Below are 26,778 nucleotides of genomic sequence, written 5' to 3'. Positions count from 1 at the left end.
CTTCGAACGCTCTGTTATTTTACTCACACGATACTCTGGGGCTTGCTGAGAGATAACCGAAATGTTATTAGTAATTTCAACTTTCCCTTAGAGGAATGTGCTAAATAATGATCAGTTGTTAAATTTTTGTACAAAATCACTCAAAAGTAGCGCAGTGACGCGCGAGTAGAGGAAGTTTTCTCTACCTTATTGAATACCCGGTGTTTTTACCGGCTTTCGATGTCTGGCAGGGCTGCCCCCAACGATACGACGTACTTCGTAAAAGAGAATTGCTTAACAAATTTGCAAAATGTATTGGCGCGCGTTTACGCCATTTGATACTTTCCGGCCTATTATTTTGCAGCATAAAACAATCAGATGAGAATTATTTTCATATAGCTCTCTTCTCAGATATCCAGCTCAGGTCTCAAACAGGGGAGGCCTGTGAAGAATCGACGCAAGACGGCCATACGAGCAGTCAGTAATAAAAAAAGTCGGTGATAGCAAGTAGTAAAAGAAGAACCTGACAGCAGCAAAAAAAACTCCTGCGCTGTACAGGCCCCAACAGGGGAATAGACAGCTGGCGAAAGCCAGTAATTATAATGAGTGGAGTACCAACACAATGTCCATCATCACAAAAAAAAATCTGGTAGCGGCGGGGATTTTAACTGCGCTAATCGCGGGCAATGCTGCAATGGCTGCGGACGTTCCTGCAGGAGTACAACTGGCGGAAAAACAGACGCTGGTGCGTAACAACGGTGCGGAAGTTCAGTCTCTTGACCCGCACAAAATTGAAGGTGTTCCTGAGTCAAACGTTAACCGTGACCTGTTCGAAGGTCTGCTGGTGACTGACGTTGACGGCCACCCGGCACCGGGTGTGGCAGAAAAGTGGGAAAATAAAGATTTTAAAGTCTGGACCTTCCATCTGCGTAAAGATGCCAAATGGTCCGACGGTACGCCGGTTACCGCCGAAGATTTCGTGTATAGCTGGCAGCGCCTGGCGAATCCAAATACCGCCTCTCCGTATGCGAGCTATCTGCAATATGGCCACATCGCCAATATCGATGACATCATCGCCGGTAAAAAGCCGGTCACCGACCTGGGCGTGAAAGCGATCGATGCCAATACATTTGAAGTGACGTTGAGCGAACCTGTTCCGTACTTCTATAAGTTGCTGGTTCACCCATCCGTTTCCCCGGTACCAAAATCCGCTGTGGAAAAATTTGGTGAAAAATGGACGCAACCTGCCAATATCGTGACCAACGGTGCCTATAAGCTGAAAGACTGGGTGGTCAACGAACGTATGGTCCTGGAGCGTAACCCGCAATACTGGGATAACGCGAAGACCGTGATTAATCAGGTCACCTACCTGCCAATCTCTTCTGAAGTAACGGATGTTAACCGCTACCGTAGCGGTGAAATCGATATGACCTATAACAACATGCCGATTGAACTGTTCCAGAAGCTGAAAAAAGAGATCCCGAAAGAAGTTCACGTCGACCCATACCTGTGCACCTATTACTACGAAATCAACAACCAGAAAGCACCGTTCACCGACGTACGCGTTCGTACTGCGCTGAAGCTGGCACTGGATCGCGATATTATCGTGAATAAAGTGAAAAACCAGGGCGATCTCCCGGCGTACAGCTACACCCCTCCTTATACCGATGGAATGAAACTGGTTGAGCCTGAATGGTTCAAGTGGTCACAGGAAAAACGTAACGAAGAAGCGAAAAAGCTGCTGGCTGAAGCGGGCTACACTGCCGATAAGCCATTAACGTTTAACCTGCTTTACAACACGTCAGATCTGCATAAAAAACTGGCTATCGCCGTCGCGTCTATCTGGAAGAAAAACCTGGGCGTCAACGTTAAGCTGGAAAACCAGGAGTGGAAAACCTTCCTCGATACGCGTCATCAGGGGACCTTCGACGTGGCGCGTGCAGGCTGGTGTGCGGACTATAACGAACCGACCTCCTTCCTGAACACGATGCTCAGCGACAGTTCAAACAACACTGCGCACTATAAGAGCCCGGCGTTCGACAAGATCATCGCTGATACGCTGAAAGTGTCTGACGATGCGCAACGCGCAGAATTGTACGCGAAATCTGAAGAGCAGCTCGATAAAGACTCTGCAATCGTACCGGTTTACTACTACGTTAACGCCCGTCTGGTGAAACCGTGGGTAGGGGGTTATACCGGTAAAGACCCGTTGGATAATATTTCCGTTAAGAATCTTTATATTATCAAGCATTAATGGCAATACGTGGGGTGAGCCTGGCTTGCCCCACTGTGTCTACTTTGTAACATTCATCAGGCACACGCCAGAAGGTACGGGCAATGTTGAAATTTATCCTGCGTCGCTGTCTAGAAGCGATACCAACGTTATTTATTCTAATTACGATTTCCTTCTTTATGATGCGTCTCGCACCGGGAAGTCCATTTACCGGTGAACGTACGCTGCCGCCGGAAGTTATGGCGAATATCGAGGCGAAGTATCACTTAAACGATCCCATCACTACCCAATACTTCAATTATTTGAAGCAGCTGGCGCACGGTGATTTTGGACCGTCATTTAAATATAAAGACTATTCCGTAAACGACCTGGTGGCCTCCAGCTTTCCGGTTTCGGCAAAACTGGGTGCTGCGGCATTCATTCTGGCCGTCGTTCTCGGGGTCACCGCAGGCGTTATCGCCGCGCTCAGACAAAATACCAAATGGGATTATGCCGTAATGGGGGTGGCAATGACCGGGGTAGTGATACCCAGCTTCGTTGTCGCGCCATTACTGGTGATGATATTTGCCATTACGCTGAAGTGGCTGCCTGGCGGCGGCTGGAACGGCGGGGCGCTGAAGTTCATGATTTTGCCAATGGTGGCATTATCTCTGGCCTATATCGCCAGTATCGCGCGTATTACCCGTGGTTCTATGATCGAAGTGCTGCATTCGAACTTCATCCGCACCGCGCGCGCGAAAGGGCTGCCGATGCGCCGGATTATCTTCCGCCACGCGCTCAAACCGGCGCTGCTGCCGGTGCTCTCCTATATGGGGCCTGCATTCGTTGGGATCATCACGGGCTCGATGGTTATCGAAACTATCTACGGTCTGCCGGGCATTGGTCAGCTGTTCGTTAACGGCGCGCTCAACCGCGACTATTCGCTGGTACTGAGCCTGACGATCCTCGTTGGTGCGCTCACCATTCTCTTTAACGCGATCGTTGATGTGCTGTATGCCGTCATCGACCCGAAAATCCGTTACTAACTGGAGCACGCCATGATGTTGAGTAAGAAAAACAGCGAGGCGCTGGAAAACTTCAGTGAAAAACTGGAAGTGGAAGGTCGTAGTCTCTGGCAGGATGCACGCCGTCGCTTTATGCACAACCGTGCCGCCGTCGCCAGTCTGGTGGTTCTGGTGATCATCGCGCTGTTTGTGACCCTGGCACCGATGCTGTCGCAATTTACCTATTTCGATACGGACTGGGGCATGATGTCCAGCGCGCCGGATATGGAATCCGGTCACTATTTCGGGACCGACTCATCCGGCCGTGATCTGCTGGTGCGCGTCGCGATTGGTGGGCGTATCTCGTTGATGGTCGGTATCGCCGCCGCGCTGGTGGCGGTAATTCTGGGGACGCTCTACGGCTCACTTTCCGGCTACCTTGGCGGCAAAGTGGACTCAGTGATGATGCGTTTGCTGGAAATCCTGAACTCCTTCCCGTTTATGTTCTTCGTCATTCTGCTGGTGACCTTCTTCGGCCAGAACATTCTGTTGATTTTCGTGGCCATCGGGATGGTTTCCTGGCTGGATATGGCGCGTATCGTACGCGGCCAGACGCTGAGCCTGAAACGTAAAGAGTTTATCGAAGCCGCGCAGGTTGGTGGCGTATCTACCCGAAATATCGTGGTTCGCCATATTGTTCCTAACGTGCTGGGGGTGGTTGTGGTCTATGCCTCACTGCTGGTGCCAAGCATGATCCTGTTTGAATCCTTCCTCAGCTTCCTGGGGCTGGGTACGCAGGAACCACTGAGCAGCTGGGGCGCGCTGTTGAGCGATGGTGCAAACTCGATGGAAGTGTCACCGTGGCTGTTGCTCTACCCGGCGGGTTTCCTGGTGGTCACACTGTTTTGTTTCAACTTTATCGGCGATGGCCTGCGTGATGCCCTCGACCCGAAAGACCGTTAAGGAGCGCCGTCATGACAATTATTGAAACGGCCACTGCGCCACAGGCGCAACAGCAGAGCAATCTTCTGCTGGACGTAACAGACCTCCGTGTGACCTTTAAAACCCCTGACGGGGATGTTACCGCCGTCAACGATCTCAACTTCAACCTGAGCGCGGGTGAAACGCTGGGGATTGTCGGTGAATCCGGCTCCGGAAAATCCCAGACCGCCTTTGCGTTGATGGGCCTGCTGGCATCTAACGGTGTGATTGGTGGTTCCGCAAAATTCAATGGTCGCGAAATCCTCAACCTGCCGGAGCACGAGCTGAACAAGCTGCGTGCCGAGCAGATCTCGATGATTTTCCAGGACCCAATGACCTCGCTGAACCCTTATATGCGCGTCGGTGAGCAGCTGATGGAAGTCCTGATGCTGCATAAAGGTCTGGGGAAAGCGGAAGCGTTTGAGGAATCCGTCAAAATGCTGGATGCGGTAAAAATGCCGGAAGCGCGTAAGCGCATGCGCATGTTTCCGCATGAATTCTCCGGCGGTATGCGTCAGCGCGTGATGATTGCTATGGCGTTGCTGTGCCGGCCAAAACTGCTGATTGCCGATGAACCGACTACCGCACTGGACGTTACCGTTCAGGCGCAAATCATGACCCTGCTGAACGAGCTTAAGCGTGAGTTCAACACGGCGATTATCATGATTACCCACGATCTGGGTGTTGTTGCCGGTATCTGTGACAAAGTACTGGTGATGTATGCCGGTCGTACGATGGAATACGGCAAAGCGCGTGACGTGTTCTATCAGCCTGCCCATCCATACTCCATTGGCCTGCTGAACGCGGTGCCGCGGCTTGATGCGGAAGGGGAATCCCTGCTCACCATTCCGGGCAACCCGCCAAACCTGCTGCGTCTGCCAAAAGGCTGTCCGTTCCAGCCGCGCTGTCCGCATGCGATGGAAATCTGCAACAGCGCACCGCCGCTGGAAGCATTTGCACCAGGCCGTCTGCGCGCCTGCTTTAAGCCGCAGGAGGAGCTGGTATGAACGCATTAGATGAAAAACGCAATGTGCTGCTCGAAATCGCTGACCTTAAAGTGCATTTCGACATTAAGGACGGTAAACAGTGGTTCTGGCAGCCGCCGAAAACCCTAAAAGCGGTCGATGGCGTCACCCTGCGTCTGTACGAGGGGGAGACCCTGGGGGTCGTGGGCGAGTCCGGCTGTGGGAAATCCACTTTCGCACGTGCCATTATCGGCCTGGTCAAAGCTACCGACGGAAAAGTAGCGTGGCTGGGTAAAGACCTGCTGGGGATGAAGCCCGACGAGTGGCGCGATGTGCGAAGCGACATCCAGATGATTTTCCAGGATCCGCTGGCATCACTTAACCCGCGTATGACCATCGGAGAGATTATTGCCGAGCCGCTGCGCACCTATCATCCTAAGATGCCGCGTCAGGAAGTCCGTGACCGCGTAAAGGCGATGATGCTGAAAGTGGGGCTGTTGCCTAACCTTATTAACCGTTATCCGCACGAATTCTCCGGCGGTCAGTGTCAGCGTATTGGTATTGCGCGTGCGCTGATCCTTGAGCCGAAGCTGATTATCTGTGATGAACCGGTTTCCGCGCTGGACGTTTCCATTCAGGCGCAGGTGGTTAACCTGCTGCAGAAGCTGCAGCGCGAGATGGGGCTGTCGCTGATCTTCATTGCGCACGATCTGGCCGTCGTAAAACACATTTCTGACCGTGTACTGGTGATGTATCTGGGTCATGCCGTGGAGCTGGGCACGTATGATGAGGTGTACCACAATCCGCTGCACCCTTACACCAAAGCACTGATGTCTGCAGTACCCATCCCCGATCCCGATCTGGAGAAAAATAAAACGATCCAGCTTCTGGAAGGAGAATTGCCTTCACCAATTAACCCTCCGTCAGGTTGCGTTTTCCGTACGCGCTGCCCGATGGCCGGGCCGGAATGTGCGAAAACACGACCGGTTCTGGAAGGCAGTTTCCGACATGCGGTTTCCTGCCTGAAAGTAGACCCGTTATAATCGCAAGGGCTGACATGATGTCAGCCCTTATTTATTGCGAGGTTACCGTGTCGCGTTTATTCACTTCAGCCCGTCGACGGCTCTATCATCTTTTATTCGATCCAGAAACGGTATCGGGACGCCGTTTTGAGGGACTCTGCGCGCTGTTTGCGTTACTTAGCGTCATTGTCATCTTTATTGAATCCGGTGTCGGGACACAATATCACCTGACTTTTGATGAATGGCATGCCTTTGTCTGGCTTGAACTGGCGATCACCCTGGTCTTTACCGCTGAGTATATTCTGCGGGTCGTTTGCTGGCCCAATCCGGCAAAGTACGTATTCAGCTTCTGGGGTTTTATCGATTTAGCGACGATCCTGCCGCTCTATGTCATGTGGCTATGGCCAGAAATCAGTCTCAACTATGTTTTCGCCTGGCGCGCCATGCGCGTGATTCGCGTATTGCGAATTCTTAAATTGCTGCGTTTTATGCCGTCGCTGCGCGTATTCTGGAGTGCCATCGTTAGCGCACGACATCAGCTTATTCTGTTTTACTCGTTTATTGCCATTGTGATGATTGTTTTCGGCGCGCTGATGTATTTGATAGAAGGGCCCAAATACGGCTTCACAACGCTCAACGCCTCCGTCTACTGGGCCATCGTGACCGTGACGACCGTGGGGTACGGTGATATCACACCCCATACGCCGCTGGGGCGCATAGTGGCATCTGTGCTCATTCTGATTGGGTATTCGGTGATTGCTATCCCGACGGGGTTAATTACCACGCACATGAGCAGTGCATTTCAAAGCCACAAAGCGCAGCGTAAATGTCCGCGCTGTCATCAGGGCGAACATGAGCAGAGCGCGCGGTTTTGCAACCGCTGTGGGAGCGAGTTACCGTAGTAAATAAAAAAGGCTGCCATCGCAGCCTTTTTTATTATTCGCGCCAGAGAATATGGCACAGCTTGTGGTCTTTCTCCCGGCAGAGCAGGACGCGAGCGAAAATGTCGTTAATTTCCCCACCATCTTCGTCAGCCAGCCCAATCACCACTTCGGCAAAGAAGTCAGGATTCAGGTCGAAATCCACATGTTCAGCCCAGTCTTCTGCAGGGTCGAACAATTCGGCACCGCCGCGCTCTTCGAACTGCAGATTAAAGAGGATCACGTCCGCGGGATCGAGGTTATCAACCGCCAGTTCGAGAAAAATGTCATAAGCCTGCTCGAGCGTTTCGTCTTCGGTCAGGCGATTGTTCAGATCCATTTCCATGATGACTACCTGTTTAACATCGATGGGCACGTTTTACAGCAACGGACTAAAGAAGTAAAACAGTCGTTCAGCTATTCTCTGCCACAGCGGGCGTTTTACCCAGAGTCTGGCATCCAGCAGCCGCGAGCGGGAGATATAATCATCCTGCACCGCCGCCAGGTCACCGCCAAATCCGGCGTCATCAATCACCAGGGTGATTTCAAAGTTCAGCCACAGGCTGCGCATATCGAGGTTTACCGTGCCCACCAGGCTTAATTCACCGTCGACAAGCACGCTCTTGGTGTGCAGCAGCCCGCCTTCAAACTGGTAGATTTTCACCCCGGCGGCCAGCAGTTCGCTAAAGAAAGCGCGGCTGGCCCAGCCCACCAGAAGCGAGTCATTTTTGCGGGGCAAAATGATACTCACATCGACACCGCGCTGCGCTGCGGTACAGATCGCGTGCAGCAGGTCATCGCTGGGGACGAAGTAGGGCGTCGTCATGATCAAATATTCACGCGCGGAGTAGGTAGCCGTCAGCAGCGCCTGATGAATTAGGTCTTCCGGGAAGCCCGGCCCGGAGGCAATGGTATGAATAGTATGACCGCTGGCCTCTTCAAACGGCATGATGTTGCCATCTGGCGGCGGCGGCAGAATACGCTTGCCGGTCTCTATCTCCCAGTCGCAGGAGTACACGATTCCCATCGAGGTGGCAATCGGCCCCTCCATTCGTGCCATCAGATCCACCCATTGCCCGACGCCAGAGTCCTGTTTAAAGAAGCGCGGGTCAACCATGTTCATACTGCCGGTGTAGGCAATATAATTATCAATCATGATCATTTTACGGTGCTGGCGAAGATCCATCCGGCGCAGGAAGACGCGCAGGAGATTTACTTTTAGCGCCTCAACCACTTCGATACCGGCATTACGCATCATGCCAGCCCAGGGGCTGCGGAAAAACGCCACGCTGCCTGCGGAGTCCAGCATCAGACGGCAGTGGATCCCCCGACGCGCAGCCGCCATCAGAGATTCAGCGACCTGGTCGGCCATGCCGCCGGGCTGCCAGATATAAAACACCATCTCAATGTTATGGCGAGCAAGCTGGATATCGCGGATCAACGCCTGCATCACATCATCGGAGGAGGTCAGAAGCTGGAGCTGGTTACCCTTAACGCCGCCAATCCCCTGACGCCGTTCGCAGAGTTTAAACAGCGAGGAGGCGACGCTGCTGTTCTCCTCGGCAAAGATATGTTTGCAGGCTTTAAGATCGTTAAGCCACTTCGCGGTGGAAGGCCACATGGCACGCGCCCGCTCGGCCCGGCGTTTACCCAGATGAAGCTCACCGAAAGAGAGATAGGCAATAATTCCCACCAGCGGGAGGATGTAAATGATCAGAAGCCAGGCCATGGCAGAGGGTACGGCTCTGCGCTTCATCAGGATGCGTAATGTCACACCCGCGATTAACAGCCAGTATCCCAAAATGACCAGCCAACTCACCACGGTGTAGAAGGTTGTCATGGTTAAAAAAATCCTTTTGAAAGCGTATTGTTATGAGTGTACGCATCAGGATTCATCTGGCAAATAAAAACGCCAGGTAAAAGCGCTGGTTTGCTGCCGGGTTGGGTTTATAATGGCGGATCTGTTTGAGAAAGAGTTGTAGACATGAAGCGCAGTAGAACAGAAGTAGGGCGCTGGCGCATGTTGCGACAGGTGAGTCGTCGTAAGGCTCGTTGGCTGGAAGCACAATCCCGCCGCAATATGCGTATCCACGCCATCAGAAAATGTGGATTGAACAGGCACCGCAACGCGTTGCTGTTCGCCGTCCAGGATATCTGAAAACCCTGAGGGCACCGCAAGGTGCCCGCTGATTTTATAGTGTCTTATTTAGAGAATATCGTTATTGCTGCGATATTCCGGTGATGTTTAGCAAAAGGAGGGAGAGGTGTTTGCGGAGTTTGGCGTACTGAATTTCTGGACGTATGTTGTTGGCGCATTTTTTATTGTGCTGGTGCCGGGCCCGAATACCCTGTTTGTGCTGAAGACCGGGATCGGTCACGGCGTTAAAAAAGGCTATCTTGCCGCCACAGGTGTGTTTATCGGCGATGCGGTTCTGATGTTTCTCGCCTGGGCCGGTGTCGCGGCTTTAATCCAGACCACGCCTGTACTGTTTAATATCGTACGCTATCTGGGTGCTTTCTATTTACTCTGGCTGGGCGGCAAAATGCTCTGGTCGGTGATTAACCGTCAGAATCATGCTCATGAGAGCGGAACTGAACCTGCCAGTATGATCATGAAACGTGCCCTGGTACTGAGCCTGACGAATCCAAAAGCTATTCTGTTCTACGTTTCGTTCTTTGTGCAGTTTATTGACGTGAATGCACAAAATACCGGGACCTCTTTCCTGATCCTCGCCACCACGCTTGAGTTGATTAGCTTTATGTACATGAGCTTCCTGATCTTCTCCGGTGCGTTTGTCACGCGTTATCTGAAAACCAAAAAGAAACTGGCAAAGCTGGGGAACGGGCTGATAGGGCTGCTGTTTGTCGGATTTGCGGCGCGGTTAGCGTCCCTGCATTGATGTGAAGAAAGGCTCCTGAGGGAGCCTTTATTACATCAGAACACTTTCTTATACGGTCGCACCGTCACCTTCGCATACACGCCCGCCGCAACGTAAGGGTCTGCGTCAGCCCAGGCCTGTGCCGCTTCCAGAGATTCAAACTCTGCAATAACCGTGGAGCCCGAAAAACCGGCTGCACCCGGATCGTTGCTGTCGACAGCAGGCATTGGGCCAGCGGTCAGCAAACGGCCTTCATCCTGTAGCAGCTGTAAGCGTGCCAGGTGAGCAGGGCGGACAGACTGGCGTTTCTCAAGTGAATCAGCGACATCTTCAGAGTAAATCACGTAAAGCACGGTGAAGCTCCTTAAGCGTTTTAAAGTGTCAGTTACGTTATGTGAAAGGGCAACTGACTGCAATGTAAAGATAAAAACAATGTTAATACCCTGATCTGAATGCCCCTTTTTTGGCCACATTGACGCTTAAATTGCGCCAGAACAAAGTGTCTTATTGAATATGATTGCTATTTGCATTTAAAATCAGGGTTCGATTTTTTAACGTTGATGACTATGACTTCGATGACCCTTGATTTACCTCGCCGCTTTCCCTGGCCGACGCTGCTCTCCGTCGTGATTCACGGTGCTGTCGTGGCGGGTTTGCTCTATACCTCGGTTCATCAGGTTATTGAAATGCCCGCACCCGCGCAGCCGATTTCGGTGACCATGGTATCGCCAGCGGATCTCGAGCCGCCGCAGGTCGCGCCGCCACCGCCACAGCCGGTTGCTGAACCGGAGCCAGAACCCGAGCCTGTTCCGGCGCCACCGAAGGAAGCACCGGTGGTGATCCATAAACCTGAACCGAAGCCCAAACCTAAGCCGAAGCCAAAGCCGGTGAAGAAGGTCGAGGAGCGTCCGAAACGCGAAGAACGTCCGGTTGAGCCACGTGCGACCCAGACGGTTGAGAATGCCGCACCTTCACGTCCGGTAATGAACAACTCCGCACCGGCACCAAAACCAACGGTTGCCGCGCCAGCGGGCCCGCGAGCACTGAGCCGAAACCAGCCTCAGTATCCGGCGCGAGCGCAGGCTTTACGTATTGAAGGCCGCGTGCGGGTGAAATTTGACGTTACCGCAGATGGCCGCGTTGATAACGTGCAAATCTTGTCCGCTCAGCCTTCTAATATGTTTGAACGCGAAGTGAAATCGGCGATGCGCAGATGGCGCTACGAAGCCGGTAAACCGGGTAGCGGACTGATCGTGAACATTGTCTTCCGCCTGAACGGCGGGGCGCAGATGGAATAAAAAAAGCCTCCGGATGGAGGCTTTTTTGTCAGATAATCAGGCCTGCGGAAGCTGACGAGGTTTACCCTCGCTATCCACTGCCACATAAATAAACAGTGCTTCAGTAGCTTTATAGCGCTGTCCAATCGGTTCTGAAGAGACCTTCTTCACCCAGACTTCAATGTTGATAGAGATGGAGGTATTGCCGCGCTTGACGCAGCGCGCGTAACAGCACACCACGTCACCTACCGCTACCGGGCGCAGGAAGGTCATTCCATCGACCCTCACGGTTACCACGCGTCCGTGAGCTATCTCTTTTGCCAGAATTGCGCCGCCCATATCCATTTGCGACATCAGCCAGCCGCCAAAAATATCGCCATTGGCATTGGTGTCAGCGGGCATTGCCAGTGTGCGTAAAACCAGTTCGCCCTGAGGGGCGTTAGTTGTTGTCATTGTTTTAACTCGTAACGGAAGACTTCAGGCGGGATGCTACTATGATTTCACAGCGGAGAGAATAGACCAGAACGCCTGTCGAACACGTTCTGGTCAACCAGCAGTTAGTGCTTATCGTCCTGCGGCATATGTCGATAGATGTAAACGCCGCTGAGCAGGGTGAAAATCAGCGTCAGGGCGGTCAGGCCGAAGACCTTAAAGTTGACCCAAATGTTTTGCGGCAACCAGAAGGCAATGTAGATATTGGCAAGACCGCAAAGAATAAAGAACACCGCCCAGGCGATATTCAGTCGGGACCAGACCTGCTGCGGCAGCGTCAGCTCTTTACCCAGCATGCGCTGAATAAGCGGTTTTTTCATAATCCACTGGCTGATTAACAATGCGCCTGCAAACAGCGCGTATATCACCGTGACCTTCCACTTGATGAATTCATCATTGTGGAAGAACAGGGTCAGCCCGCCGAAAACAGCGACCAGCACGAACGTGACCAGCGCCATTTTTTCAACTTTACGATAACGTACCCAGCTGTAGATCAGCACAACCGCGGTCGCGATAATCAGCGCAGTGGTCGCAGCATAGATGTCATACAGCTTATAAAACGCGAAAAAGACCACGAGCGGTAAAAAATCAAGAAACTGCTTCATTCTGTGATTCCATCTCTCTGTTGAGCCGGGAAGCGGGTCATGCTCCCGGCATCAGGATTACTGACGAATTAACATATACAGGCGGAACAGATAGACCAGCAGTACCGCTGAAATCAGGTTGCTCAGCGTATTCGCGACTACCGCGCCAACATTAGGCGTTAAAACCGCAAAATTTGGCGCAAACAGGAGCAGAAGCGTTTTCGCAAGCAGCCAGCCGATCACGGCAGGGGCCACCAGACGCATATTCGCCCATGCGAGCCTGATGCTGCTGCGCATTGCGGTAAAAATCCCCATTTTGTCCTGCACGATCATGATCGGGGCAAAAGAGAGCACGATAGCCAGCAACACGCCCGGCACCACGACCAGCATAATCCCCATCTGCACCAGCAGGGTGGTTAAGAAGATCAGGATAAACAGCTTCGGTAAAACGGGGGCACTGGCACCAATCGCGCGTAAGGCACTGACCCGATGGCCCGCTGACACCAGCTGAATCATCAGGAGAACGCCGCCCGCCAGAATCGCATTACCAATGAGACCAGAGAACGTCGATGCGGCTGAAGCCCGCAGCAGGATTTGCTGCTGCTCTGGCGTCATGTTTTGCACCAGTTCAAACAACCCGACGCTTCCTGCCAGATTGTCACCCTGGCTCAGGCTGGCAATCTGTTCATCACTCGGTGAGAAGGCATGGCCCAGCACCACAGTGATAAAGGCGCAAAGCAACGCGATCAGTAAAAAAGTTATGAACTGATTGCGGAAAAAGTTTCCCGTGTCACGGTAGACAGACTTCGCCGTGATAGACATGCACTCTCCTTGAGTATTGCAGGTGTTAATTAGCCGGCAATTGTACACCGGATGCACCTGCTGTGGCAGCATCAAGGCTTGTATGGAAAAGCATATCTTTGTAAAGCGGCGGTAATCCGACCCGTGCGCGGGCGCGATTACAGGCGTCGTTGACCTGCCCGTCTTCCCCCGACATAGCAAATTCCCGGCAGGGGCTGGGGCGATCCTCATAGATGGAACACCGGGTTGAGACCCCGGGTTCACCCTGTAGCGCGACGCAGCGGGCTTGTTTTTGGTTCGTGCCGCGCATACAGCGCAGAAAAGGGGTTAACGGCTCAGTGAGATGAACCGGAACGGTACCGCCGCCATCGCTGGCCTCGGCCCAGTAGAAAGAGACTCGAAAATACGCACAACAGGCTCCGCACGTCATGCACGGGTTAACTTCACTCATGGCACACCTGCAAAAAAGAACGCATCAAATCAATTTGTGAGAGCGATAAATTAGCCAGCCGCCTGAGGAAGAGCAAGAGGGGGAAAAGAGAAAATTTTGTAACTGTGAAATGCCAAAAATTGACATGGAAACAACTTGCTGCCTTTCAAAGCGCCACAAAAAATTAACCCAGATCAATGAATGTTAACTTACTGGTTTTAATGTGATCTGTGGCAGATCACTTATTACTCATTTGTGAGTATATTCTCACCCGCGATTAAAACCACAACGATGGAGCGGATATGAAAAAATTAGCGGTGGCAGCCCTTGTATTAAGCAGTCTCTCTGGCGGCGCGTACGCGCACGAAGCAGGTGAATTCTTTATTCGTGCCGGTTCGGCCACGGTTCGCCCAACTGAGGGCTCTGATAACGTGCTGGGTATGGGCGGTTTTAACGTCAGTAATAACACCCAGTTAGGCTTAACGTTCACTTATATGGCGACGGATAACATTGGTGTCGAGCTTCTGGCGGCAACGCCGTTCCGTCATCGCGTCGGTCTGGGGGCAACCGGTGATATCGCCACCGTTCACCATTTACCGCCAACGCTGATGGCGCAATGGTACTTTGGCGATGCCAGCAGCAAGGTGCGTCCGTATATTGGCGCCGGTGTAAACTACACCACCTTCTTCGATGAGAAATTTAACGATACCGGTAAAGAGGCCGGTCTGACTGACCTCAGCCTGAAAGATTCATGGGGTATGGCGGGACAGGTGGGTCTGGATTACCTGATTAACCGTGACTGGCTGATCAACGCCTCAGTCTGGTACATGGACATTGATACAGACGTACGCTTTAAAGCGGGCGGTGAGCAGCAAAGTATCAATACTCGCCTCGATCCGTGGGTGTTTATGTTCTCTGCAGGTTATCGCTTCTAATCCCCCTCAAACTGGCCACCACGTGGCCAGTTTGCTTTTGCAGCCTTCAAAACGACGGATAAACCGGCCGCTCGTCAAGTTTTACGCAGTGCCTGAGTTTCGTTTCCCCATCATATAAATAGCTAAATGCGTCGCTGGACACCGAATGGAAAAGAATATCGCCGTTAGCAAAGGGGATCATTTCGGTGTCACCCGCGCGCTTGTGCCCTGCGCCGGTTTCAAACTGGCCACGCCACCGCTCCTGCGTATGGTCGTAAACGTGCAGAATAACCTCGACAAGTCCTCTTTCCGGACAGTTAAGGCGCAGGAAGGTGGAAGAGTAATTCAGGGACAGCACGTGAAAGGGAATCAATAAGGCGAAAACCACTAAAGCTCGTAAATACATCAAACTGCGAAAACCTCCTTCAAAATGGATATGAGATTTTACTTAAGTCAGATGCGGCGGCTTTGCCCTCGATCAAGAGGTCTTATAATTCAATGCGATAAAGGCCTCTGACGAGGCCTGAACGTTCATTTTTGAATCAAATAGCGGATTGTTGGCCCGTCCTGCTGAATATCCAGCACCGTGTAGCCATGGTTTTTAGCATCCAGCGGAATGTTGTTAATGGATTGCGGGCAGTCGCTCACCACCTCCAGAATTTCCCCTTTTTTGAGCTGCGGTAGCGCTTCAAGGGTAGCCACTGCCGGATAAGGGCAAGGTTCGCCGATCATATCCAGTCGATAATCAGGCACGATCTCTTTCATGCGGCGTTCTCCTGCGTTTCAGGTTTAGCGGTGGTGCGACGGAAGAAACGTTTCTCCTGCGCGACAACCAGTAAAAAAGCGACCAGCAGCAAGGCATAGGTTACCAGCAGGCCGCCGAGCGGACCGAAGGTGCTCAACAGATTGACCTTATCCCAGTTTGTTGCGAGTACAGGTGAGACATCATCCCAGTAGTACGCCAGAATGGTTGAACCAATGACATTACCAAGGCCGACCCACCAGTAATGCACCTGGCCTTCGACGGCGCGATACATCCAGCCGGTTTCACACCCGCCTGCCAGCACAATTCCGAAGCCAAACAGCAGGCCACCAATCACCGCGTTAGGACCGGCCCACATGATTTTCGGTTCAACACCGAGTTGTACATAGCTGAAAATGCCGATGGCGCTCACCGCCATACCGGCAATGATCGCTTTTGCCATCATGGTTCGTCCGGTGATCCACATATCGCGAAACGCAGAGGTAAAGCAGATCTGCGCGCGTTCGATCAGCAGACCGAACCCTACGCCGAACAACATCGCCAGGCCGAGTTTCGGTTGATTCAGCGCTGTGCAGATTGCCCACGCGATCATGGCAAAAAAGACCAGCATACCGAGGCGAAAACGGCGTTTCGCCTGGTCCGGCTTCTGGGTCAGCGGCGACGCCGCGCTAACTTTGGTCATTTTTACCGGAATACGGAACAGCGGCAGCAGGGTGAATTTTGCACCGAAGTAAGAGCCAATCGCGGTGGCGACGGCAAAGAACCAGGCATGCAGTGAAAATTGCGGAATACCCGTGAAGAACGCGGCAAGGTTACAGCCCATCGCCAGGCGAGCACCAAACCCGGCAATAATCCCGCCGCCGACCGCCTGCATAATGCGGATGCGGCTTTTGGGCATGCGCAACTTGACGTTATTTGCCCACAGCGCCGCCGCGAAACAGCCGCCGAACATTCCGATGATCATCATTCCGTCGATGCGGGTAAGCGGAGTACCGTCCAGGTGAATGAGTTTAAAGTAGCCCCACTCTTCGGCATGCACGCCAGCGAGTTGCAGAAGTTGACCACCCCAGCGGGTAAACTCGCCGGTCACGGCCCAGAAGGTACCGGTAATGCCGAAATAATAAGTAGAGAGAATGCCTGCCGCGATAACGGCCGGAACAGGTGACCAGAACTTAACTAAATAAGTCTGTTTGAAGTATTGCCATGACATGAGTAAGCCTCTGAACTCAGAAGGTGTATTTGGATTTAACGGGCCGGAATATATAACTTTTTGGCTTACTCTAAAACCTCTCCAAACCTACTCTCCGGGATAGCGTCATTTTTTATGACCTCCGTCATTAAATCTTCCGGTTATTTCCCGGCAATCACACCCCCGGCTGCAAAATATTCATTCCTTTCGCGGAGCCTTACTCAGAATGCGAGAGCGGCAGACATCCAGAATTTCGTCAGCCAGCGCGGAATTATCCGGGCAGGCACGGGACAACACCAGAGCCCCGACAAGATGTGCAAAGGTGTTTATCAGGTCAGCACGTGAGACATTTTCGTCGCTTAACATTGCCAGCTGACGTTCAACCCCGGCTGCAAATGTCTCTTTGATTGACTCAGACTGGCGTGCGGTGTCCGTGCCCAGGGCAGACATCACGCAACCTCCGGCCATATCATCGCGATGCTGCCGGGAGAGGTAATATTCAATGAATTTGTCTCGATCTACACCCGCCAGGTTTTCCGCGGCATGCACAAACCCGCAATTCATGGCCTCTGACATCAGGTCGGCCTTCGAACCAAAGTGCTTATAAAACCCGCCGTGGGTTAAACCCGCAGCAGACATCAGCTCCGCCACGCCCACGCCGTCATAGCCGCGTTCACGAAAAAGTTCGGATGCCGTTTCAACTATGCGCATCCGGTTCTCCCGGACCTGCTCTTTTGACACTTTCATGCTGCCCACCCCCTATAAAACAAGGCTCAATTATACATTGATGATGACCATAATCAAACCAGTTGACTTTATAGATTATGATCATCATCATTAAATCCGTATCTCCGACAGCGCTTCGCAGAGAAAGGCACGCTCTGTCAGTCTGGCTGAGATCAGCAAAGAGAGCCGGATATCTCCCGGATTTACCTGCATCGAACGGTGCAGATTGTGTTTAACATTTGATAAAGAAGATCACACATGACGAAAACTTCAGTTCTCATTACAGGCGCATCGACGGGTATTGGTGCTGTTTATGCGGAAAGGTTTGCAAGCCGTGGACATGACCTGATTCTGGTTGCCCGGGATAAAACAAAATTAGACGCACTTGCCGAACGTCTGAGACAGGAGAAGGGCGTTTCTGTAGATGTCCTGCCTGCCGATCTCACTCAGGCAGCGGAGTTAGCGACGGTGGAAACGCGTCTTCGTGAAGACGAAAAAATAGGGGTGCTGATCAATAACGCCGGCATCGCACAGTCGGGCCATTTTATCGGCCAGACGTCCGAGGCAATTGAGCGTCTTATCGCCCTGAATGTCACCGCGCTGACGAGACTTGCCAGTGCCGCGGCACCAAGGTTTGTCAACGCCGGAGAAGGTGCGATCGTCAATATCAGTTCAGTCGTTGGGCTTGCCCCGGAATTTGGCATGTCGATTTACGGTGCAACCAAAGCCTTTGTGCTTTTCTTGTCGCAGGGATTGCATCTTGAGCTGTCCTCCGCAGGCGTTTACGTCCAGGCGGTACTTCCGGCCGGCACTTACACCGAAATCTGGGAACGTGCCGGCATTGATATCAGTAAGGCGCCCGAGATGATGGAAGTGGATCAGTTAGTTGACGCAGCCCTGGCGGGCTTTGACCGTCGCGAACTCGTCACCATCCCTCCTTTACAACACGCTGCCCACTGGGATGACATGGAGAGGACGCGTCAGGCTCTGCTGGCGGACATCAACCAGGCTAACGTGGCAGAGCGCTACAAAGTCTAGTCACGGGGGATTCGGCATAGGACTGAGTATCGTTTTTTCACTCAGCAACAGCGTTGTTAAGAAACATGCCACAGGCAAACCCGGCAGAGTAAAAGACAAATGAATAAGAAGACGATGAAAGCGTTTACGTTTAAACGCTATGGTAAATCCCCGGGACTGGGGATCGATGACGTCGATTTTCCGTCCCCCGGTGATGATGAAATTCTGGTCAAAGTGTATGCAGTAGGTCTGAACCCAATCGATAACATGATCCCGACCGGCATGTTCAAACGCGTTCTGCATTTCAGTCTCCCCGCGACCTTGGGCAGTGATGTGTCCGGCGTTGTCGTTGCCACAGGACGTCGCGTGACGCGATTCAAGGCAGGCGACGAGATTTTCGCCAGTATTTTTGACAGGGGAACGGGGGCGCTGGCCGAATTTGTCCGGGTGCCAGAAAGCCTTGCGGCGTTAAAACCCGCCAGTCTGGATTTCGTACAGGCCGCGTCACTTCCTATGGTCAGTCTCACCTCCTGGCAAGCGCTGACAGAACGCGCGATGCTGCGAGCGGGGCAGAAAGTATTTATCCCTGCCGGATCCGGTGGAATCGGCAGTTTTGCTATCCAGCTGGCGAAACACTTTGGTGCAACGGTTGGGACGACCACCAGCGCAGCCAACATTGACTGGGTGAGCCGCCTTGGTGCAGATGACGTCGTTGACTATAGAAAGCAGGAATTCGAAAAAGTGCTGAGCGGCTACGATATTGTCCTCGGTACTGTCAGAGGTGACGCGATTGAGAAATCCACGCAAATCCTTAAGCCGGGAGGGAAAATTATTTCCCTGATCGGGCCGTTAGATGCTGCTTTCGCGCGGGAACGACACCTTAATGTTTTCCTGCGTTTCGTATTAGGGCTGATGAGCCGCAAAATCATGCGGCTGTCAAAAAAGCGAGGTTTGACCTATTCGTTTCTCTTTGTTCGCCCTGATGGCAGCCAGCTCAGCCAAATCGGTGAACTCATGGACGCTGAACTCATCAAGCCCGTAATCGACAAGGTTTACCCCTTTGCCCAAACGAGCGACGCCTTCACCTATCTGGCTCGCGGGCATGCAAAGGGGAAAGTCGTCGTTAAAGTTCATGGGTGATAGCTACGAAGGCTTGAGCGCCGTTGCAGCGGCGGACCACAGATAATGGTGATGCGCTGAGTGGAACCCTGCGCATTGCCGCCCCCTATGCTGCCGGACCTTGTCACTGAAGGCGTGGATATTTCGCTACGTTTTGGTGAGTCGGGGGAAGGATGAACCCAATATACGTTGTACTCTGCGCGGGATTAAAACCTGCGCATTACGGATATGGCCACCCCTCAGGCGAGGGGGGGCTTTCGGGGCAGGAGAGTGATGTTTACTTCGCCGCTTCCTCGATAAGTGTGGCGACATCCTGTGGATGTGAAACCATCACGACATGGGATGCGCCTTTAATCACAACGGTGTGTTTTGATCCCGCGCGTTCAGCCATGAATCGCAAACCCTGGGCGGGGATATTCTTGTCGCCGTCACCGTAAATGAAGTAAGAGGGCAGTTTTTTCCAGGCTGGCACACCCGATTTTTCAGTTAAAGCCGCTTCGGTAATCGGTCTTTGCCCTGCGGCCATCAGCGCCGCCTCTTCAGCTGAAACGTCATGCGCGAATTGCTGGTGGAACTTCGCCCGATCGATGGAGAGATCGACGCTACCATCAGCCAGCTTCACCGGTGTGGCAAGCGCCTGGCCAAGCGTGCCGCCAGGGAATTTCCCTGCCAGGTCGGCCGCGGCTTCACCCGCGTCCGGAGCAAATGCGGCGACATAAACCAGCGATTTGACATTATTTGTATCACGGGCCGCGTTCGTAATAACCTGGCCACCATAGGAATGCCCGACAAGGACGACCGGCCCCTTAATGTTGTTCACCACAGAAGAGACGTAAGCCGCATCACCCGAAACACTGCGCAGCGGATTCGCGGCAGCAACGACATTGTATCCATCCTTTTGCAGGATCCGGGTAACGCCATTCCAGCTAGAAGAGTCGGCAAAGGCACCATGAACCAGGACAACGGTCGGCTTAGCGGTTTCGGCGATTGCGCTGGCAGACAGCAGAACGGCGGCAACGGCAAGGGAGGCAGCAAATTTGGACATGATCATTCCTCTTTTCAATACAGTTTAAAGGGTATGCGTAGGGGGGATTGTGGCCTGTCTGAAACAGGCCACCTGGTTAGCCGCGAATAAAGGCCAGTACGTCAGCGTTAAAGCGATCGGCCTCTGTCTCCGCCAGTCCATGTGAACCGCCGGCATATATCGTCAGCGTCGCATTCGCAACGATCTCAGCGGCGCGGTGTGCGGATGCCTTAATGGGGACAATCTGGTCATCGTCGCCATGAATAATCAGCGTAGGGCGATCAATCTGCTGCAGGTCGCGTGTGTAATCGACTTCAGAGAACTCATGGATGCAGTCATATTGCCCTTTAATGCCGCCCTGCAGGCCAATTCTGCGGAAGTTTTCCCGTAACCCGTCATTGGTGGGGACATGGTCACGGTTAAAGCCATAGAACGGAATTGTCAGGTCAAAGTAAAACTGTGAGCGGTTTTTGGCCGTGCCTTCGCGGATAGCATCAAACACCTCAATCGAAGTACCGTCTGGATTGGCATCCGTCCGGAGCATAAGAGGAGGGACTGCGCCGACCAGAACGACTTTAGCCACGCGTGAGGTACCATGACGGCCGATATAATGTGCAACTTCGCCGCCCCCTGTGGAGTGACCCACTAAAATCAGATCCTTCAGATCCAGCGACTCAATCAGCTCAGCGAGATCGTCCGCATACTGATCCATATTGTTGCCGTGGAAAGTCTGGTCTGAACGCCCATGGCTGCGACGGTCATGCGCGATGACCCGGAAACCATTCTGGCTGAAAAACAGCATTTGCTGATCCCAGGCATCAGACGATAACGGCCATCCGTGAGCGAAGAGGATAGGCTGACCTGAACCCCAGTCTTTGTAAAAAATGCCTGTTCCGTCTTTGGTGATGAAAGTTGTCATTTTGTACTCCTGTTATGTGTTGCGTTATTTGTTTGTGTGCGATTTGTTTGTGTGCGATTTGTTTGTGTGCAAATGAATATGGCAGCCCTTTTTGCCTTTGTCAATCGCTTGCAATTAAATCGTATGCAAATTATTTTAAGGGAACTGGAGGACATATGACTAAACACACTAATTCCGAGGATTCCCTGCCAGATGTGCACGGTATGCTCTGTTTCTCTCTTTACTCTGCGGGACATGCTTTTACTCAGCTCTATCGTCCCATGCTTGATAAGCTTGGCCTGACCTATCCCCAGTATCTGGTGATGGTTACCTTGTGGAATCAGGATGGGCGAACAGTGAAGGAACTGAGTGGAATTCTTTTTCTTGAGTCCAGCACGTTGACCCCTTTACTGAAGCGGCTGGAGACTGCGGGGTTGATCACCCGGACACGTAATCCGAAGGATGAGCGCGAAGTGCTTATCCACCTGACGGAGAAGGGGGAGGCGCTGAAAAGCGAGACCAGCACTATCACGCGCTGTATTGTGGATACCCTGGGGATGGACGCCGACATCATTGCTGACATCAAAGCATCAGTCGATAAGATCCGTGACAAGATCCACCGTGCGCAGAAACCGGACGCCAATGACCTGGCCTGATGGGGTCATTCGGGCAGAGACATACTGTCCATTCGTACGCTCTATGAAACACTGAATTTACTGGAGGGCTGTTTTTCGCATTGAGGAATCTCATTATGATGAGGGCTAATGATTCCCAGGGGATACCACATGCGCATTGACAATCTACAGTATTTTTTTGACCCACTTTGCGGCTGGTGTTATGCCAGCTCGCCCGCCCTGAATTATCTGGCACAACATTACATCGAAAAGCTCACGTTAATGCCCAGCGGTCTTTTTTGTGATGAGGGTGCCCGGCACATCACCGCCCAATGGGCAGAATATGCGTGGACAAACGATCGGCGTATCGCTTCGCTGACCGGTCAGCCATTCAGTGAGAGCTATCACCAGCTCCTGAGCTCAGGTGCGCGCTTTGATTCGACGTTTATGAACCGGGCACTTACGGCTTTTCATGAAATCAGCCCGGCGGCAGAGGCAGGGCTGCTTCGTGCACTGCAACATGCCCGCTATGTACTGGGGCGTGATACCGCGCAAAGTGATGTGGTGGAAGAGATCGGTATCGCCTGGGCTCGGGAAAATAACGTTGACCTCAACCCTAATGACTTTGCCGGCCGGCTTGATGCCGATAACGCGCTTCGCTGCCTGACGGACGACAGGATCGCTGACGTAAAGCGTCTTATGAATCAAAAAGGTTTCAGCGGGGTTCCGCTGCTGTTGGTTACGGTTGACAGCACTGAGCACATTATCAGCGGCCACGATCTCTATGGTGGAGCAAAAAGCATCGGCGAGGCGCTGGCAAAGCTTGCGTAGCCAAAACGAGGCTTCCGGTTTTACACACCGGAGCTTCGTTTATCACCTGTTCGAATGCCCGAATCATTTCTGGCGGGAGAGGGAACGGAAAGAGCAGTAGTACCCTGCAGATGCGATAAGGCAGAGCATATACCCGAATGATTCGCTGCCTTCCTCCACGACATTCTTGACCACCCTGACGTAGCTTTGATCGAGTATCGCGTACCATAATTCGTGCATTCCAAACAGCCGGGAGAAAACCAGGACTGCTAGCAGACCACTGAGCATCATGCCGTACCACGGGGTACGGGTATAGTGGGTCAGTTGCGTAAGAGTAAGTCGGAAATGGATAACGGGATAAAGCAAAGCGCAAATGGCGGAAAGTAGTGCAAACCACACCCAACTTCCATGAGCCAGAAGATCAAAAAATGCATCCAGTTCGCGAATCAGCATGGAGAGGAAAAAGCCGCCGATCAGGATGTTGCAATAGCGCATGAATTCCCATTTCTTCGCCAGGAGGAAGTGAATAAATACGATGCTCACTAAAACCGATTCCTGCACAATTTCGGTCAGCGATATCTCCGGTATATCCAGATTAAATAAAGAGATATCCGCCCACAGACAAAGTACGGGCAATGAGCAGGCTGCTGACGCGAAAAGAAAGAAGAAAAAGCTTTTGAGCACAGACATTAACACCACCACTTTCATTCAAAACCACTATGATAAGTGGCTTCGAACGAAAATCTATTTCACTTTGTGCGCTATAGGCATGAATTTTAAGCATATTGAGCTATTTAGTGAGGGTGCGTTACCTTTCCACATCAGACTTCAGCCTTGCACCAGAAATCCAGGTGGGAACTCGCCAGGGGGATGTTATCACAAGTGTTACTGACAACCTGAGCACCAGGGAGGCTTGCGAGATAGGGGATTATATAAAGAAAGCATTATTTATTACGTTTTTATTAATACTTTTTGGGTAAAACACCTATACTAATAAGCTTGCCCTGCTCAATATTTATGTAACCACCTGACTTTAATGAGGAAAGGATTTTCATTACACCACTGCGTGACAGCGGTGTTTTGTTACGAATATATCTTTCAGCGGTTATGGATCCACGTACAGACTCATCTTCACTCATTAGTTCGTGCAGTTGAGAACAGATTATTTCATACGTTGTAGGGGCCGAGAGTTGCATGCCCACTGTATATAACTTTGCAGCAATAATAAGCATATGATTTGCCAGTGGGCGCCATAGATCTTCCTTTTCAATCAGACCGAGCGCTTCTTGTGCAGAAAGCATACCGATTTTGCATGTTGTCAGTGTTCTGATAAACATACCTTCATACATATTGGTAATGCTGCCTAACCCTAAAACTAACGGGGCCTTACCAATGGCAATGACAATGCTATCTTCCCGACATAATTCAACTTTTCCCTCTGCAATGATATAGCAAAAATTTGCGTTATTACTCGAAATGTATAATGTTCGCCGCGCAGGGTAACTTTTAACAGGTGTATGGGGTAAAAGTTTTTCAACCAACTCACCTGCGTAAAGGGAGGGTATTGAAAGTGGCGTAGAAGCATTGTCGCGAGTGCTCATTTCTTGATCCTGAATATAAAATGCTGAGTCGTAGATTACAAAGTCGAAGGGGAACAACGCAACACTATTTTTTTAAGGATAGCACAACAGATCGAAGTCTAGTATTTTTGCGGTAAATTATTTATTTTAATAAGAATTCCTCGGTTTAAGGTGATACAACCTGCTTCCTTCAGTTTCGAGAGAATACGCATGGTTCCGCTACGGGAAAGATAGCTTCGATTAAGAATATAAGTTGCAGCTGTCGTATTTAGCCGCAACCTTTCTGGCTCCTGCATTAATTCAACCAGATGAAACCTTATGATTTCGTACGCAGATAGCTGCGAAATCATGGTGCAATGCTGATAAACCCTGCCTGCCGTGTAGAGGATGAAGTAGCACAAATCTTCCCACAAGTTTTCTCTTTCTATCAGGAGAATGAAACGTTCTGAGGGGATACGGCTCAATTTAACATCGCTGGTTGCCCTTCCGTAAAGATGTTCCTGGCGGGCTTTCATGTTACTTACGCCCATAATGAACGGCGCTTGTTCGGAATTAAGGACCATCCCATCTCCACGGCGATAAAGAGTGGTATGACCTTCATGAAGTAGATAGCAAACACGCTTGTTATTATAGCTGTAACGTAAAACCTCGCCTTTTGATACTGAAAAATCTTCTGCGTAGGGGGCCACGATATCGATTATACGTTGGATACGAGTAACTGGCTTCAACTCGGTCGTTGATGTAACCGGCGCGGGGGGCTCAATTGTAAACTTAGCCTTCATGGTAAACTCCATACATATAAATAAAGAAATACGTGTAAGAGATAATTATCAGGCTAATGATCTAAGAATTACACTGGTATGTAATCCATAAGTAGACTGGTTTTTTAACATACATTTCATATTTAAACGCATGGACTTTATTGTAGCGATGATTTTTAAGTTGAATTGAAATTAAAACTAATGCAAATGGTTGTTAATCATGGTTTTTCCTTTAATCAAAATAAATGTTTAAATGTTGTTAATGTTTGAGTCTATAGTTGGTCTCGATAAAATTTGAAAAGGGTTTAAGAATTATCTAAATTTAGCCCCAGCAAGGCGGCCCCATTTTCTCACAGTGTTATGAACTATGTGGTTATCATTTTTCTGCACCAAGTTAGTATTGGCGATTAAATGATTTCAGCTGCCTGCACTTCAATTTGAAGTAAGGAAAAACTGTCGGGGTGCTCACGAGAATAATGATTTATTTCTCGTAGTGGCTTGCAGGTAAATAATTTTATTCTCAAGGAATTAGTAAATGAAAAAGTCTATTATCGCAGTTGCTTTTGCCACTGTTGCAACACTCTCTGCTGCAAATGCTTTTGCTGCCGCCGGCACTGTTAACTTCACTGGTGAAATTCTGGATGCAGCTTGTGATGTTTCTGTTGCTTCTCAGAACCAGACTGTTGCTCTGGGTTCTTACAACAAGTCTGAATTCACCGCTGCTGGTGATGTGACTGCTGCGAAGAAATTCACCATCGTACTGCAAAACTGCCCTGTAGCTGTTACTTCTGCACATGTGCGTTTTGATGGTACACCAGAAACGACCGACTCAACACTGCTGGCAATCGACAGTTCTGTCGCAGGTGCTGCAACAAACGTTGCAATCAATCTGATGACTGCAGATAAAGCTCAGCTGCCACTGCATGGTGATACCGCTTACCGTTACCCACTGGTAAGCACTGCCGACAACAACCTGGATTTCTACGCTCAGTATAAATCAACAGCAGCATCAGTAACCGCTGGTCCGGCAAACTCTGTAGCTAACTTCTCTGTAATCTACAACTAATTTCCTGCCGGGAATTAACTAAGGGTCCGGGGCAACCCGGTCCCTGTTTTTAGAGGTATAAAATGAATTTCCTTAGTAAATCTTTAATTGCCCTGACTATAATGAGTGCTGGTTTCCCTGCAGCAAATGCAGGCGTTGTTATTGGAGGCACGCGTGTAATTTATGATGGCACTAAAAAAGAAGCAACCCTCAGCGTAAATAATCCTGACAATACGCCTTATCTTATTCAGTCCTGGATTGAGACATTGAACGGTGGCGCTGAGAAAGCTCCTTTTGTTATTACACCTCCGCTATATCGTCTCGATCACGGCCAACAAAACGTTGAACGCATTATCATGGCCGGTGCATTGCCTCAGGATAAAGAGAGCCTGTACTGGCTAAACATTAAATCTATTCCATCCGCGCCGCGTAAAGACAATACGCTACAAATTGCCATTAAAACTCGTATTAAGTTAATTTATCGACCCGCTGCATTAAAAGGTACTGCCCCCGAAGAAGTAGCGGATAAATTAACCTGGTCCGTTGCGGGTAATCAACTTCAGGTCACCAATCCAACAAATTATGTGATGAACTTTAACGAAGTTACCGTCAACGGTAAGAAACTTGATGATGTGACTTTTGTTATGCCTGGTTCAAGCGCTCGCTTTAATTTACCTCAGGGTGTTCACGGCGGTGCTATGACCTTTACCATTATTAATGATTATGGCGGCCCGGGTAAAAAACATAACGCAAACATTTAAAAATAACGGCC

Annotated in this window: 32 protein-coding genes; 16 read left to right on the top strand and 16 right to left on the bottom strand. The window is 51.1% G+C overall.

The annotated features are described in order from the left end of the window. Positions 1–601 precede the first annotated feature (601 nt). The 6 genes from oppA to L3068_RS13025 all read left to right on the top strand — a co-directional run bounded on the left by oppA (position 602) and on the right by L3068_RS13025 (position 7,065). Complete coding sequence (gene oppA, locus L3068_RS13050; protein WP_023330572.1) at positions 602–2,233, top strand: oligopeptide ABC transporter substrate-binding protein OppA; 1,632 nt, start codon at positions 602–604, stop codon at positions 2,231–2,233. Between the two features lie 83 nt (positions 2,234–2,316). Continuing rightward, entirely contained in the window at positions 2,317–3,237 is a 921-nt protein-coding gene (gene oppB, locus L3068_RS13045) for an oligopeptide ABC transporter permease OppB (protein ID WP_014884162.1), read from the top strand. Positions 3,238–3,249: 12 nt separating this feature from the next. Further along, complete coding sequence (gene oppC, locus L3068_RS13040) at positions 3,250–4,158, top strand: oligopeptide ABC transporter permease OppC (RefSeq protein ID WP_014884161.1); 909 nt, start codon at positions 3,250–3,252, stop codon at positions 4,156–4,158. Positions 4,159–4,169: 11 nt separating this feature from the next. After that, the gene (locus L3068_RS13035) at positions 4,170–5,183 is read left to right on the top strand and encodes an ABC transporter ATP-binding protein (protein ID WP_117580372.1); all 1,014 of its coding nucleotides are present in this window, start codon (positions 4,170–4,172) and stop codon (positions 5,181–5,183) included. Further along, positions 5,180–6,184 (top strand): murein tripeptide/oligopeptide ABC transporter ATP-binding protein OppF, encoded by a 1,005-nt coding sequence (gene oppF / locus L3068_RS13030; RefSeq protein ID WP_014884159.1) that lies wholly within the window; start codon positions 5,180–5,182, stop codon positions 6,182–6,184. Before L3068_RS13035 ends, oppF begins: the two co-directional genes overlap by 4 nt. 14 nt (positions 6,185–6,198) lie before the next feature. After that, entirely contained in the window at positions 6,199–7,065 is an 867-nt protein-coding gene (locus L3068_RS13025) for an ion transporter (protein WP_050862652.1), read from the top strand. Between the two features lie 34 nt (positions 7,066–7,099). On the opposite strand, the gene L3068_RS13020 is transcribed toward L3068_RS13025, so the two are convergent. Continuing rightward, positions 7,100–7,429, bottom strand: a complete 330-nt coding sequence (locus L3068_RS13020) for an HI1450 family dsDNA-mimic protein (protein ID WP_003856748.1) — start codon at positions 7,427–7,429, stop codon at positions 7,100–7,102. Positions 7,430–7,462: 33 nt separating this feature from the next. Then, the gene (cls, locus tag L3068_RS13015; protein WP_008502791.1) at positions 7,463–8,923 is read right to left on the bottom strand and encodes a cardiolipin synthase; all 1,461 of its coding nucleotides are present in this window, start codon (positions 8,921–8,923) and stop codon (positions 7,463–7,465) included. 144 nt (positions 8,924–9,067) lie between these two features. Here cls and L3068_RS13010 point away from each other — a divergent pair, with 144 nt between their 5' ends. Next, positions 9,068–9,241 carry a YciY family protein gene (locus tag L3068_RS13010; protein WP_017384232.1) on the top strand — a complete coding sequence of 58 codons (174 nt, stop codon included), beginning with the start codon at positions 9,068–9,070 and terminating at the stop codon, positions 9,239–9,241. 106 nt (positions 9,242–9,347) lie between these two features. Continuing rightward, entirely contained in the window at positions 9,348–9,983 is a 636-nt protein-coding gene (gene leuE, locus L3068_RS13005; RefSeq protein WP_014884157.1) for a leucine efflux protein LeuE, read from the top strand. Positions 9,984–10,018: 35 nt separating this feature from the next. On the opposite strand, the gene L3068_RS13000 is transcribed toward leuE, so the two are convergent. After that, positions 10,019–10,315 carry a YciI family protein gene (locus L3068_RS13000; protein WP_023330569.1) on the bottom strand — a complete coding sequence of 99 codons (297 nt, stop codon included), beginning with the start codon at positions 10,313–10,315 and terminating at the stop codon, positions 10,019–10,021. A 222-nt stretch (positions 10,316–10,537) separates the two neighbouring features. Between L3068_RS13000 and tonB the strand changes: the two genes are divergently transcribed. Then, entirely contained in the window at positions 10,538–11,260 is a 723-nt protein-coding gene (gene tonB / locus L3068_RS12995) for a TonB system transport protein TonB (protein ID WP_050862653.1), read from the top strand. Between the two features lie 36 nt (positions 11,261–11,296). Here tonB and yciA read toward each other — a convergent pair whose 3' ends face one another. From yciA to L3068_RS12975, 4 genes are all read right to left on the bottom strand, one after another. After that, positions 11,297–11,692 (bottom strand): acyl-CoA thioester hydrolase YciA, encoded by a 396-nt coding sequence (gene yciA, locus L3068_RS12990; RefSeq protein WP_008502796.1) that lies wholly within the window; start codon positions 11,690–11,692, stop codon positions 11,297–11,299. A gap of 104 nt (positions 11,693–11,796) precedes the next feature. Then, a complete protein-coding gene (locus L3068_RS12985; RefSeq protein WP_117580311.1) occupies positions 11,797–12,336 on the bottom strand; it encodes a septation protein A in 540 nt (179 codons plus the stop codon). A gap of 57 nt (positions 12,337–12,393) precedes the next feature. Further along, positions 12,394–13,137, bottom strand: coding sequence for a YciC family protein (locus L3068_RS12980; protein WP_014884117.1), 744 nt, complete (start codon positions 13,135–13,137; stop codon positions 12,394–12,396). Between the two features lie 25 nt (positions 13,138–13,162). Further along, positions 13,163–13,567, bottom strand: a complete 405-nt coding sequence (locus tag L3068_RS12975) for a YkgJ family cysteine cluster protein (RefSeq protein ID WP_014884116.1) — start codon at positions 13,565–13,567, stop codon at positions 13,163–13,165. A gap of 281 nt (positions 13,568–13,848) precedes the next feature. Here L3068_RS12975 and ompW point away from each other — a divergent pair, with 281 nt between their 5' ends. Continuing rightward, on the top strand, positions 13,849–14,481 hold the full coding sequence (gene ompW, locus L3068_RS12970; protein ID WP_014884115.1) for an outer membrane protein OmpW: 633 nt from the start codon (positions 13,849–13,851) through the stop codon (positions 14,479–14,481). Positions 14,482–14,527: 46 nt separating this feature from the next. On the opposite strand, the gene L3068_RS12965 is transcribed toward ompW, so the two are convergent. The 4 genes from L3068_RS12965 to L3068_RS12950 all read right to left on the bottom strand — a co-directional run bounded on the left by L3068_RS12965 (position 14,528) and on the right by L3068_RS12950 (position 17,159). Beyond that, the gene (locus L3068_RS12965; RefSeq protein ID WP_117580307.1) at positions 14,528–14,866 is read right to left on the bottom strand and encodes a hypothetical protein; all 339 of its coding nucleotides are present in this window, start codon (positions 14,864–14,866) and stop codon (positions 14,528–14,530) included. A 125-nt stretch (positions 14,867–14,991) separates the two neighbouring features. Continuing rightward, complete coding sequence (yedF, locus tag L3068_RS12960) at positions 14,992–15,225, bottom strand: sulfurtransferase-like selenium metabolism protein YedF (RefSeq protein ID WP_014884113.1); 234 nt, start codon at positions 15,223–15,225, stop codon at positions 14,992–14,994. Continuing rightward, on the bottom strand, positions 15,222–16,433 hold the full coding sequence (gene yedE / locus L3068_RS12955; protein ID WP_045135469.1) for a selenium metabolism membrane protein YedE/FdhT: 1,212 nt from the start codon (positions 16,431–16,433) through the stop codon (positions 15,222–15,224). The genes yedF and yedE overlap by 4 nt, the downstream gene beginning before the upstream one ends. A 177-nt stretch (positions 16,434–16,610) precedes the next feature. After that, positions 16,611–17,159 carry a TetR/AcrR family transcriptional regulator gene (locus L3068_RS12950; RefSeq protein ID WP_023330563.1) on the bottom strand — a complete coding sequence of 183 codons (549 nt, stop codon included), beginning with the start codon at positions 17,157–17,159 and terminating at the stop codon, positions 16,611–16,613. 237 nt (positions 17,160–17,396) lie between these two features. Between L3068_RS12950 and L3068_RS12945 the strand changes: the two genes are divergently transcribed. Together L3068_RS12945 and L3068_RS12940 are read left to right on the top strand one after the other, a co-directional pair. Next, positions 17,397–18,176 (top strand): SDR family NAD(P)-dependent oxidoreductase, encoded by a 780-nt coding sequence (locus L3068_RS12945; protein WP_023338393.1) that lies wholly within the window; start codon positions 17,397–17,399, stop codon positions 18,174–18,176. Between the two features lie 99 nt (positions 18,177–18,275). Then, positions 18,276–19,295, top strand: coding sequence for an NADP-dependent oxidoreductase (locus tag L3068_RS12940; protein ID WP_117580303.1), 1,020 nt, complete (start codon positions 18,276–18,278; stop codon positions 19,293–19,295). A gap of 256 nt (positions 19,296–19,551) precedes the next feature. Here the strand turns inward: L3068_RS12940 and L3068_RS12935 are convergent, their stop codons facing one another. Then, complete coding sequence (locus tag L3068_RS12935; RefSeq protein WP_023338391.1) at positions 19,552–20,319, bottom strand: alpha/beta fold hydrolase; 768 nt, start codon at positions 20,317–20,319, stop codon at positions 19,552–19,554. A gap of 76 nt (positions 20,320–20,395) precedes the next feature. Then, positions 20,396–21,217 carry an alpha/beta fold hydrolase gene (locus tag L3068_RS12930; RefSeq protein WP_014884108.1) on the bottom strand — a complete coding sequence of 274 codons (822 nt, stop codon included), beginning with the start codon at positions 21,215–21,217 and terminating at the stop codon, positions 20,396–20,398. Between the two features lie 155 nt (positions 21,218–21,372). On the opposite strand from L3068_RS12930, the gene L3068_RS12925 reads away from it, so the two are divergent. Together L3068_RS12925 and L3068_RS12920 are read left to right on the top strand one after the other, a co-directional pair. Further along, positions 21,373–21,852: a MarR family winged helix-turn-helix transcriptional regulator gene (locus L3068_RS12925; protein WP_014884107.1), complete on the top strand. Its 480-nt coding sequence runs from the start codon at positions 21,373–21,375 to the stop codon at positions 21,850–21,852. Between the two features lie 129 nt (positions 21,853–21,981). Continuing rightward, positions 21,982–22,641, top strand: coding sequence for a DsbA family protein (locus L3068_RS12920; RefSeq protein WP_117580301.1), 660 nt, complete (start codon positions 21,982–21,984; stop codon positions 22,639–22,641). 63 nt (positions 22,642–22,704) lie between these two features. Here the strand turns inward: L3068_RS12920 and L3068_RS12915 are convergent, their stop codons facing one another. The 3 genes from L3068_RS12915 to L3068_RS12905 all read right to left on the bottom strand — a co-directional run bounded on the left by L3068_RS12915 (position 22,705) and on the right by L3068_RS12905 (position 24,982). Further along, complete coding sequence (locus L3068_RS12915; RefSeq protein WP_032629007.1) at positions 22,705–23,310, bottom strand: hypothetical protein; 606 nt, start codon at positions 23,308–23,310, stop codon at positions 22,705–22,707. Positions 23,311–23,582: 272 nt separating this feature from the next. After that, complete coding sequence (locus tag L3068_RS12910; protein WP_045269033.1) at positions 23,583–24,221, bottom strand: helix-turn-helix domain-containing protein; 639 nt, start codon at positions 24,219–24,221, stop codon at positions 23,583–23,585. Between the two features lie 98 nt (positions 24,222–24,319). Next, positions 24,320–24,982, bottom strand: coding sequence for a helix-turn-helix domain-containing protein (locus tag L3068_RS12905; RefSeq protein WP_045270029.1), 663 nt, complete (start codon positions 24,980–24,982; stop codon positions 24,320–24,322). Positions 24,983–25,496: 514 nt separating this feature from the next. Between L3068_RS12905 and L3068_RS12900 the strand changes: the two genes are divergently transcribed. Together L3068_RS12900 and L3068_RS12895 are read left to right on the top strand one after the other, a co-directional pair. Further along, positions 25,497–26,027, top strand: coding sequence for a fimbrial protein (locus L3068_RS12900; RefSeq protein ID WP_045135465.1), 531 nt, complete (start codon positions 25,497–25,499; stop codon positions 26,025–26,027). Positions 26,028–26,089: 62 nt separating this feature from the next. Beyond that, positions 26,090–26,767, top strand: a complete 678-nt coding sequence (locus tag L3068_RS12895; protein WP_063861438.1) for a fimbrial biogenesis chaperone — start codon at positions 26,090–26,092, stop codon at positions 26,765–26,767. Positions 26,768–26,778 lie beyond the last annotated feature (11 nt).

It is taken from the genome of Enterobacter cloacae complex sp. ECL414, assembly GCF_021869685.1.
GTDB classification, from domain to species: domain Bacteria; phylum Pseudomonadota; class Gammaproteobacteria; order Enterobacterales; family Enterobacteriaceae; genus Enterobacter; species Enterobacter kobei.
Note: the sequence above shows the minus strand (reverse complement) of the source record. Positions and strands in the feature narration are given on the sequence as shown.